General features: G+C 39.0%; 5 protein-coding genes and 1 pseudogene. 1 reads left to right on the top strand and 5 read right to left on the bottom strand.

Annotated elements, in window-relative coordinates; genetic code table 11:
- Positions 1-113: 113 nt before the first annotated feature.
- Positions 114-284 (top strand): DUF3042 family protein, encoded by a 171-nt coding sequence (locus ACIY19_RS05125; RefSeq protein ID WP_001051782.1) that lies wholly within the window; start codon positions 114-116, stop codon positions 282-284.
- Between the two features lie 198 nt (positions 285-482).
- On the opposite strand, the gene ACIY19_RS05120 is transcribed toward ACIY19_RS05125, so the two are convergent.
- From ACIY19_RS05120 to ACIY19_RS05100, 5 genes and pseudogenes are all read right to left on the bottom strand, one after another.
- Complete coding sequence (locus ACIY19_RS05120) at positions 483-1,322, bottom strand: thymidylate synthase (RefSeq protein WP_409002852.1); 840 nt, start codon at positions 1,320-1,322, stop codon at positions 483-485.
- 99 nt (positions 1,323-1,421) lie between these two features.
- Complete coding sequence (locus tag ACIY19_RS05115) at positions 1,422-2,381, bottom strand: ROK family glucokinase (RefSeq protein WP_000078551.1); 960 nt, start codon at positions 2,379-2,381, stop codon at positions 1,422-1,424.
- A 125-nt stretch (positions 2,382-2,506) separates the two neighbouring features.
- Positions 2,507-3,775: pseudogene (locus tag ACIY19_RS05110) on the bottom strand (Ltp family lipoprotein).
- Between the two features lie 118 nt (positions 3,776-3,893).
- Positions 3,894-5,609, bottom strand: a complete 1,716-nt coding sequence (gene pabB / locus ACIY19_RS05105; RefSeq protein ID WP_049505271.1) for an aminodeoxychorismate synthase component I — start codon at positions 5,607-5,609, stop codon at positions 3,894-3,896.
- Between the two features lie 74 nt (positions 5,610-5,683).
- Positions 5,684-11,413: a ZmpA/ZmpB/ZmpC family metallo-endopeptidase gene (locus ACIY19_RS05100; protein ID WP_409002851.1), complete on the bottom strand. Its 5,730-nt coding sequence runs from the start codon at positions 11,411-11,413 to the stop codon at positions 5,684-5,686.
- Position 11,414 lies beyond the last annotated feature (1 nt).

Below are 11,414 nucleotides of genomic sequence, written 5' to 3'. Positions count from 1 at the left end.
CCTTGAAAAATTTCCATTTTTTCGTTACTATTATTATATCACAAAAAGGTCAGTCAGAAAAATGCTACCACTTGGGGAGCCTGGCTGATCGGGAAGATAAAGGAGGAAGACTCATGGCTAAAGGATTCGCTAAAGGTCTTGTAACAGGTGTCGCAGGAACTGTCGCTGCCGTTGCAGGTGCAGTATACGCAATTAAAAAGAAAGTGATTGAGCCAGAAGAGCAAAAAGCAGCTTTCATCGAAGAAAACCGCAAAAAAGCAGCTCGCCGCCGCGTATCACATTAAGCAACAAAAGAAGTTGAGAAATCTCAACTTCTTTTTATTTTCTTTTATACTCAATGAAAATCAAAGAGCGCAAACTAGGAAGCTAGCCTCAGGTTGCTTAAAGCACTGCTTTGAGGTTGTAGATAGAACTGACGAAGTCAGTGACCATATCTACGGTAAGGCGACGCTGACGTGGTTTGAAGAGATTTTCGAAGAGTATTAAATAGCTAGGTCAAACTTCAGCTGTGGCTTAACCGGATCATAGTCAACCAACTCAAAATCTTCTGCTTTGATATCAAAAAAATTGGTCCCATCTGGAACATTTAAAACCAAGCGAGGTTGGCAGTTTGACGGCTCACGGCGGAGCAATTCCTCTGCTTGTTCAAACTGATTATCATAGATATGAAGGTTGTTGATAAAATAGAAAAACTTCCCAACCTTCCAGCCAAAATGCTTGGCAATCATCATTTGAAGAGCCACATACTGCATAGCATTGATGTGGTGGGCCACCAGCATATCATTCGAACGCTGGGTCAAGGTCGCATCCAGATAGATGTCCCCATCAACCCGACGGACATCAAACATGGTCTGAAAGGCGCATGGAAGAAGACCATCTGTCTCCTCAAAAGCTTGGTAATCCCAGAGAGAGATGATATTGCGGCGGTTCCAGGGATTGGCTTCCAACTGCTTGAGAATCTTGTTAATGATATCGTGTTTCTTAACGACCGCCCCATAGCGTTCACCGATGGTTCCCGTATCGCCCACTTCCCAGTCATTCCAGTAGTGAACATTGTACTTATCATTGAGAACATCTAGGCTATTAGACTGATCTTGGTAAATCCAGAGTACTTCCTTGATGGCAGATTTGATCGCAATGGGACGTAGGGTTGTGATGGGAAATTCCCCTTTTGCCAAGTCATACTCTGCAAAAGCACCAGTCACATACTTAGAATTGGCAATAGTTCCATCTTTGTACTTGGGACGAGCCTGCTCAGAAAAGACACCGTCTTTGAGGATTCGTTCAATATTTTCTTTAAAAATCGTATCAGCTTTTGTCATTTACTCTCACCTCATTTATAGTCTTAACTAGTATAGCATAAAAAAAGAAAGGAGGAAAATCACTGGCTTTAAAGTAGTGTTTTTCCTCCTTTTATGATCTTATTGCAATACAAGTGATGCTGCTCCAATAACTCCAGCGTCATTTCCTAGAGTTGCAAGAGCTAATTTTGTTGATGTACGTACTTGTGGGAAGGTGTTTTCGTCGTAGACCTTTTGAACACCTTGGAGAAGGAATTCTCCCGCAGCTGATACACCACCACCGATAACGATTGTTGATGGGTTTAGGATTGAGCCGATGTTAGCACACGCGATACCCAAGTAACGTGAGAAGTTACGGTAAACGATCAAGGCAAGGTCGTCCCCTTCTTTAGCCAAGTCAAAAACAGTTTTAGCAGTTACTTCTTCACCGTCATCAATCAAGCGTTTCAAGGCTGCATCGCCTTCGTATTCATCAGCATAACGACGTGTCAAGTTGACAATCCCTGTTGCAGAAGCAACTGTCTCAAGACAGCCTTTCTTACCACAAGTACAAGCGATTGGTTGGTCAAAGTCAACAGTGATGTGGCCAAGCTCTCCTGCTGCACCAGCAACACCGTGAAGCAATTTGCCTTCTGCCACGATACCACCACCAACACCTGTACCAAGTGTCATAAAGACAACGTCTGGTTGGTTTTCACCAGCACCCATCCAGCGCTCACCAAGAGCAGCTACGTTGGCATCATTATCGATGAAGAATGGAATACCCAAGGCTTTTTCAATCTTTTCTTTAATTGGTTGAAGGGTTTTCCAGTTGAGGTTGTAGGCACCGATAACAGTCCCTTTTTCACGGTCAACCACACCAGGTGATCCCATCCCAATCCCTCGGAAATCCGTAGCTGACAATCCAAGCAAGTCCAAACGATGTTGAATAGACTCAATCATATCATCTACAATATGGCTTCCTTCATCCAAAATATTAGTCTTGATAGACCATTTTTCTTGGATTTCTCCCTCTTGAGTTAAAATTGCAAACTTGATAGATGTTCCACCAAGGTCAATCCCAATAATCTTTTGACTCATCGTCTTCTCCTTTTTAATTGAAAATGCTTACAGGTATAGTATAACAAAATCGTCTCTTTTGTGCAAAGGTTTGCAGGCTACAAGCCAAAATTAAAACATCTCATTTGCTTCACTATTTGTAAAAATTAGTCACCTAAATGTTGAATGGCATAGTTTGCTTCTTCTTCTGTAAATTCACCAGTAAAATATGAGGATGAGAGTAGTCTCCTATGAATTTCTGTTTTTGAGAGGTTAGTATATTTACGATAATCCCTTGCTGTAGCTAAGGCATTTGCCTTATAATCTGCATACAAATGATCGATAGTGTATTGTGCAACATCACTATTAAACCCAAAAAGAATTAATAATTTATAAATTCTTTTTTTTGAATAATGACTCCTATTATAACTTTTTGCTTCATTTAAAGCTGCTGAGTATGGATTCCCATCTGTTGACTTTGGTAGCCATAGACCATTCGGACCAACATAATAACGGCCACCATCTACCCACTGACTTTTAGCCATCCTACCATCTGATTTGAGATAATAATTACCTTCCCATTTGTTACGAGCATAGCTACCTTCTGCGGTTAGATAATAGTAAGAGAGGGAATTTGTGTCATAAATCCATTCATTCTTAGCCATCTTACCGTTTGATTTAAGATAGTAATTTCCTACCCAAGTATTACGAGCGTAACTTCCCTCTGAAGTCAAGTAGTAGTACGAAGCATAGTTCTTATCATAAACCCACTCACTCTTAGCCATCTTACCATTTGATTTCAAATAGTAGTTGCCTGACCAAGTGTTACGAGCATAGCTACCTTCTGTTGTTAGGTAGTATTATGAACCATAGTTCTTATCATAAATCCATTCACTCTTAGCCATTTTACCATCTGATTTAAGATAGTAATTGCCTACCCAAGCATTTTGGACATAGTTTCCCGAAGCATTTAGATAGAAATAAGAATTAGCTTTTTTATCAAAAATCCACTTATTAGTAACTTTAGTACCATTTTCATAGTACGATGAGCCTACCCAACCAGACTGAGCTGTAGATTTGGACTTATCCTCTTTAGGACTTGTATTTTTAGGTTTCTCAGCAGGGTTTTGCGCTGGTGTTTTCGGTTTCTCAGCTGGTTTCGGCGCTGGCTTTGGCGCTGGTTTTGGTTCTGGTTTCGGTGCTGGTGTTTTTGGTTTCTCAGCAGGATTTTGCGCTGGTGTTTTTGATTTTTCAGCTTGATTTGATGCCGAAGTTGTATTCTCTTTTACAACCTTACCATTTTTAGATGCATCCTTTTCTTGAGCAGAAACATGCTGAGCCGAAAAAGGAAAGTCTCCAGTTGTATCTGATAATGCAATAAGTCCCAGTGTTGCAGTTGCTAAGCTGGTTACTAAAATTTTTTTTGATTTTTTCATAAAAATCTCCATTATTTTTATTGATTTATACTTATAGTATACCATATATTTAATTTTGCTTTCAAATCAAATATTAAATATTAACAAATAAATCTAAAACTTAATTGAAAACCTATAGTTATATCACTTCCAACTCATACAAACCTCTGACTGCGTTACAGCCATAGATAGCTTCTGCTTGGTTCAGGTCTTCCAAAGTCATAATTTTCTCTTTTACCTGTCCTGTTTCCAGCAAATGCTGACGATAAATTCCTGGCAAAATTCCTAGACTGGTAGGCGGTGTGTAGAGTTCTCCAGCAATTTTCAGAACTAGATTCCCGATAGACGTTTCCAATAGCTCTCCTGCCACATTATGGTAAATGATTTCCTGTTCCCCTATGCTCAAGTGCGGTCTGTGAGTGGTTTTGAAGTAGGTAAATGCTTGCTGCAAATCAGCTTCTTGCAGACAAAGTTGAGCCTGACAGAAACTAGGACTAAGGGGTGTTAATACTTGACGACTGAGTTCTATCTCTCCAGACTTGCTGAGGGTAATTCGCAAACGGTAGTCTTGATTAGCATCACAAGCCTGACACTCTTCCTCTATCTTTTGTCTCAGGTCTTCCGGATCAAAAAGATAGGCAAAATAACGGCTCGCCTTTGTCAGTCTTTCCAGATGTTGATCTTCAAACAGCAGTTGTTTTTTGCTGATTTTCCCAGTTGTAATCAATTGGAAACGTGGTTGTTTACGATAGAGTACAGCCGCCTTTTGATGAACTTCACGGTATTCAGACTCCCAAGTACTATCCCAAGTAATCCCGCCTCCAACTCCATAGATAGCTTGGCCCATATAGAGTTGAATGGTCCGAATGGCGACATTGAAAATCCGTCGTCCATTTGGAAGCAAGAGACCAATCGTTCCGCAGTAAACTCCTCTGGGTTGAGGCTCCAAGTTCTTGATGATTTCCATGGTCGCAATTTTCGGTGCTCCTGTGATGGAACCACATGGAAAGAGCGAACGGAAGATTTCAACTAGCTCAACATCCGGTCGTAACTGACTCTTGATGGTCGAAGTCATCTGCCAAACAGTTGAATACTGCTCCACCTGACACAGACGCTCCACGTGCTCACTCCCCACCTCAGAAATACGGTTCATATCGTTGCGCAAAAGATCCACAATCATCATATTTTCAGAACGATTTTTAGGATCCTGTTCTAGCCAACTAGCCTGTTCTAAATCTTCTTGGTTAGTCACTCCCCGCTGGGTTGTTCCCTTCATTGGGCGAGTCGTTAATTCCCGGTCATTTTGCTCAAAAAAGAGCTCTGGACTCATGGAAATCACTGCCATCTCATCATGTTCAACATAGGCATTGTAGCCCGCCTCCTGCTCTACCACCATACGATTATAAATGGCAAAAGGATTGACACTCAAGTCTTGCTTGAGTTGGACAGTGTAATTTACCTGGTAGGTGTCCCCCTGACGCAAATGATGGTGAATCTGGGCAATAGCTTTTTCATAGTCTGCTGCAGACGTTACTTCCCGCCACTTTGAAGGCAGATCTACTTCCTCATAAGTCAGAGGAATAGGCGATGTTTCTACCCTGTCATGAACTGTAAAATATAGCAGATACTCTGCCAGTAAAGGAGCTTTATGAACTGCTAATTTCTCCTCAAATGCAGGTGCAGCCTCGTAGCTGACATAGCCCACTACATAATAGCCTTGCTCTTGGTAGCTTTCCACTTGTGCCAGCAAGTCTGCCACTTCTGATAAATCTCTCGTTTTTAACTCTTTGATAGGCTGGGTAAAGGTGTATCTCTCCCCCAAAGCCCTAAAATCAATCACTGTTTTTCTATGCATATCTTAAGTATAGCACAAAAAGGCAGATACAGACAAAGCTGATCTACCTTTTTTCATTTTACTAGTCCTATCTACTATTTAGTGAATAAATCTCCAGTAAATCCGTCTGATTTCTGCAAGAGTTGTTTGTAAACTTTCCATTTAAGATTCACTGTATTATCAAATTTATTACCTTGAAGGTCTTTTTCAACTGCAGCATCGAATAGCTCTTGAAGTTTTTCATATGTTGAAATCTTTTGACCATCAATTTCAATTTCTACAAAACCTTTCTCAGCTTTAGCTCTGACTTCTTTATACCATTCTTTCTTCCACTCTTCTAATGTATTAAATCTACCTTTAGAAACTTTTTGGATGATAAAGTCATCACCTAGACCTACGTTACCGGCTGCTTTAGATTCTTGTTTATACTTGTTAGATGCATACCCTAAGAATCCATCAAGGTAACCGTAGTAGCCCCACATACGGAATGTATTGTGTTTGAATGAGATTGAGCCAGCCGTACTCTTACTTGTGTTACCACCGTAAATACCAGTCATCATATTCACAACAGTATAAGCAGAATCGAATCCTTCAGTACGGTAATGACCATTACCTGGTAGCCCGTGTTTAGTAGCGAAGTTGTTATCTACAAGTTGATCAATAGCTGTCAGTTTCATACTCTTCTCATCATCATTTAAATCACGAACTAAATCCCATTGGTGTGGTGCACCTTCTAACTTATTATAGCTCGCTTTTTCGCGATATTTCTTATCGATTTTCTTGAACCACTTATCGTTAGTTCCAGTATTTTTCTTGATGACAGATTCTGCTTCTAAGTAATCAAGCATCATCATTGATTCGTTATAGTTCTTCATGTAGTGATCAATCTTCTCACGACTACTTAACATATTAGGATCATAGTTATAAATTTGTGTACCATCATTTTTACGTTCGTACGCCATATTTAATCCAAGTGAACCATATTCACCATTATAGTTTGTAAGAGATGGCGATTGTAGCATACCTTGAGCAAATGATTCAATATCTGTCCCTTCACGGTGACGCCATGTTCCTAAGTAGGCCATACGGTCATTGATATGAGTTGTTTCGTGAGTGAATGCAGATGTACCATAATCACTAATCATACTAGAGATGATGTAGTATACAGCCTCTGAATTTTGTGGGTTAGAAAAGATATAAGCATACGCACCCATACCGTTATATCCGTGCCATTTACCTGTAGGTCCATAGAACTCACGAACTGGAGCATAGTCACCATTCTTATTATGACCCATTCGGTCAGACCATCCATTACCTGGAACATCTTGGTTATCCCAAATTGCTGATGGAACCATATTTTCAGATTTCAACAATTGATTACGTACATTATCAGCAGCAAGTCTTGACCAGAAGTCTAAGTAATTAATTTGCTCTTGTGCACGTAAATCGATTTCTTTCTTAAACGCTTCACGTTCAGATTCTGTATTCTTACCATATTTCTCAAATGCACTAAACGCTAGCGTATTGTACGTTGAAATTAAGAACATGTGAGCCTTCTTCGTATTAAGAAGTGGTAAAATGTATCGACCATGTTCACCGTTATTTAAGTTTTCATATAAGTGATATTTCTTATTAGCAAAATCAGGGTTAGATGATTGTTTCTCAACTACATAGTTAGTATGAGAAATAGATTTCTTATACCATACATTCATATCAGTATCTTCTGTAAAGAGTTTCATGTTATATGTTAAGAAGTCATTTAAATTACCTTTACCTGTTGCTCCCGCAATCACATCACGATAAGCATCTTGAGTTCGGTCTCCTTTCAAGAAATGTTCACGTGAACCAATTTGAATCAATCTATCAATAACGCTAACGTTCTTACCATAAAAATCAGGCTTGAACATCATAAGATCTTTAATGCTCATATCATTGTATTTAAATCCATAATAACGATTTAAATAAGTAAGAGCCATCATAATTTTAGCTTTGTTGTCTTCTACTTTTTTAAGAAGAGCTTTCATGGCAGCTTCATCACTATTCAATTGATGGTCTTCGTTTTCGGCTAAAGCTTTGACTAATTTATCCAAATTAGCTTTCGTTTCTTCAAAGCTTTCTTCAAGGAATAGATTTTTAATATAACCATCTTTACGACCATCAGTATTTTCTTCGGCTTTACCACGTTTGTCCATTAACGCACGTACTTCAGGTGAAATCAATTCAACACCTGCTAATTTTGCTTTAATATCGTTGATTAATTGTGTTCTATCTTTAACAACCATATTCGGTGTATAAACGACGTCACCAAGACCTTCGATACTATATTCACGAACTTGTTGGACTTGAGAATCAGCTTTACGTGTGACAACTTTTTCTTCCTTAGTACCATCAGCATAATGAATCATAATATGATCAACATCTGACAAGTCAGTTACAAACTGTCCATTTTTCAAACCTGTAACAGAAAGAACTTCTTTCGTAACCAAGTTTGAACTGGCTTCCAATTTATTGGCCTGATTGACAATCCACTCTTTATTGTAGAACGGTTGTAATTTTTCGATATTGCGATAAGCAAGTTCACGGTCAATTCTGTAATCTTGAGTATCTTTATAGGTCTCATCTAATGATTTTGTATTGTTGAGAGTGTCCTCAATTAGAGGTTTAATTTCAAACTTATCAGCAGTGATTCCCATTGCATCAATCTTGGTATTAGCTTCTTCGAGACTAATTTCTCTAATTCTATGTGAACGAGAATATTTGAACGAATGTTTACCTGCACTAACATCTTTTACAACAAAGTTTCTTTCAAGAGCATTATTCGTGAAGTATCCCCCATCGTAATCAATATCACCGGAACCATAGAATTCTTCACCGTTCTCAACTTTCATCATTGAAACATTATTTTCAAGTTTGCCCCATACCCAGTTCTTACTGATGAAACCTCCAACATCTACAGGTGATTTAACTTTAATTGTTCCTTTAGCGACTGAATTTCGTACAGTCCCATATTTACCGGTGCCATTAGGGTCCGAACTATTGTCAACAGTAGACGCAAGACCAGCAGCCCGGGCCTTAGTTGCTGTAATATCAGCTTCTACATATGTTTTATTCGCATGGCCTTTCCAAATCTCACCCACAATACCAGCAAGATTCCATCCTTTATCCCCAACACCATCAATTTTACCAATGAAAGCAACATTATTAACTTTAGCGCCCTCACCATCTAATTTATTAACCACACCAGCAATATCATTTTTCGCAATAATATGGCCTGTAACTTTGACATTTTCGATTACAGCATTTTTAACAATTCTTGCAACAGGTGCAATATTTTCTGCCCAAGGCATATTAATATTCACATTGCCAAGATTGATATTCTTCACAGAAGCATTCTCAATGCGCTCAAACAATGGTCGAGCGATATTATGAATGGTATACTGTTTTCCATCAACACTTGTTAAATGACCATTAAATACACCTGGTACATATTGTTTATTTGGAGTTGGAACATTTGCTGCGTTCAAATCTGCACCAAGCTTAAACGTCCCCTTACGATTAGCTTGCATTGCTTTTACCAATTCATTGAAATCGTAGTAGACATTCTCTTCGTGAGATTTTGGCTTGGCAAAATAATGAACATATTCTTCACTGAGTTCATTACCATTAGTATGCTGAACTAGATCAGGAGCTTTAGCAGTGACCTTGTATAGTGTTTTTCCATCGACAGTAACTTCTTCGATTTTATCCACAGCAAGACGGGTCACCTTATTATCATGCGTAGCGATTTTTAGATAGTATGGTTTTACATCAGTTGGAACAGAAGTTAAGAAGCTACTATCCGTTTCAACACCAGCATCATCCACACTCATCAAGCTTGTTTCTTTGATGTTTTTGACTTCAACTTTTTTGAGGTCAATTCTTAGTGGTTCTTCCCTTAGAACTTCTTCTTCATCACCCTCACCACGGTCATAAACCATCTTCGTTTCAAGTTTATAATCCTTGTAGTACTGTAAATCTGTCAGGGTAGTTGTCAAGTCGTCTGGTGAAACATTCAAGGTTTTGACAATCTCATCACCTTTTTTCAGAGTTAAGGTAATAGATTTAATGGCTGCCTTACTTGGATTTTCCAAATTGTAACGAATTTGAGATGTTCGTTTTAAATCTTTAACATCGATAAGCGACAAACTTAAAATTGGTTTTTCAAAGTTTTTAGTTCCTAATTTAACGATACGGTCTTGATCTAACTCCAAAACCTGTTCGACAACTTTTGGTGCTTCTTCAGTCTTCAGTCCTTTAATTGTCTTATAAGTCTTTATAACCTTTTTCTGTCCGTCTTTTCCTTCTTTGACAGTAACTCTTTCACCTTTTTTCAGTTGATCATCTTCTTCAACCTTTTCCTTAAACGGAATCTTTTCAAAACTTTCTTCTACCAGAGTTCCTTCAATTGGTTTCGTACCACGACTTATTTTTTTAGTGACCGGTTCTTTGATGACAGTTGTAGCTGTATTTAAAACTTGGTCAGTCTCAACACCCTCAATAGTCTTATAAGTCGTTTTGGTAATTTGACTACCCTTTTCTCCATCTTGGACGACAGTTTCTTCATCCGTATACTTGGTTGGATCTTCGATAATTTCTGTCTTATAGTCAATCTCCGTAGTAGTTTCTTTCGTAACCGCGCCCTCAGTTACTTTATATTCAGGTAACTTTTCTTGAACTACCGACTCACCTTCTTTACCTGGCTCCTGAGTACCTTTAGCTTCAATCTTGCCTGTATATTCCGCCTGTTGTTCTTGAACTAAGGATTCTCCCTCTTTGCCTGGCTCCTGAGTACCTTTAGCTTCAATCTTGCCTGTATATTCTGACTGTGGCTCTTGAACTAAGGACTCTCCCTCTTTGCCTGGTTCCTGAGTGCCTTTAGCTTCAATCTTGCCTGTATATTCCGCCTGTGGTTCTTGAACTAAGGATTCTCCCTCTTTGCCTGGCTCCTGAGTACCTTTAGCTTCAATCTTGCCTGTATATTCTGACTGTGGCTCTTGAACTAAGGACTCTCCCTCTTTACCTGGTTCCTGAATTCCTTTAGCTTCAATCTTGCCTGTATATTCTGACTGTGGCTCTTGAACTAAGGACTCTCCCTCTTTGTCTGGTTCCTGAGTGCCTTTAGCTTCTATCTTGCCTGTATATTCCGTCTGTGGTTCTTCAACTACCGACTCACCTTTTTTACTGCTTGTATTGGTACTAGATTTTGATTCTTTAAAGTAACCAACATACTCATATCCTTCAATATGAATAACACCTTTAGCCAAACCTTCATGTGTAGATGCAGAAATAGTTTGGTTATACGAAAGTAACTCTTTATTTTCAAATGCAAAGGCAGTAAAAGGTACAAAATTGCTGACGCCGATAGAGCTAATTAACAGAATACCAAGTACTTTACTACGGTGTTTCTTGGAAACTAATAGAACCGCTAGTGAGGCTGTTGCCAATCCAAGACCTGCCAAAGCAAGCTCCTTACTTCCTGTGTATGGAAGTTGTTGACTGTTAGTCTCCTTCTTGCGATAAACTACATAAATAATATCTTCATCTTGAAATTCTGTAGGGACCTCATGGTGAATCAAGGCTTTTTCAGACTCGGTTAATTCCTGCTCCGCCAGATAACGGTAATGCACACTATGAACACCACCAATTTCATTGGCTTGCACCTTATCTACTAAAAAGGTACTGGCACCAAAAAGGAAGGCCCCGATAGCTACAGGACCTACCCCAACAGTGAGCTTACGAATCGAATATTTGGTAATTTTTTCTAGTTGTTGTTTTGTCTTTTTCATT

Origin of the sequence: Streptococcus sp. ST14 (genome assembly GCF_046098195.1) — a bacterium.
Taxonomy (GTDB): Bacteria; Bacillota; Bacilli; order Lactobacillales; family Streptococcaceae; genus Streptococcus.
This window is presented reverse-complemented; position numbering and strand designations above follow the sequence as displayed.

Coding starts and splice junctions, on each gene's coding strand:
- ACIY19_RS05125 (WP_001051782.1), top strand. CDS start 114: ATGGCTAAAGGATTCGCTAAAGGTCTTGTAACAGGTGTCGCAGGAACT.
- ACIY19_RS05115 (WP_000078551.1), bottom strand. CDS start 2,381: ATGAGTCAAAAGATTATTGGGATTGACCTTGGTGGAACATCTATCAAG.
- ACIY19_RS05100 (WP_409002851.1), bottom strand. CDS start 11,413: ATGAAAAAGACAAAACAACAACTAGAAAAAATTACCAAATATTCGATT.
- ACIY19_RS05120 (WP_409002852.1), bottom strand. CDS start 1,322: ATGACAAAAGCTGATACGATTTTTAAAGAAAATATTGAACGAATCCTC.
- pabB (WP_049505271.1), bottom strand. CDS start 5,609: ATGCATAGAAAAACAGTGATTGATTTTAGGGCTTTGGGGGAGAGATAC.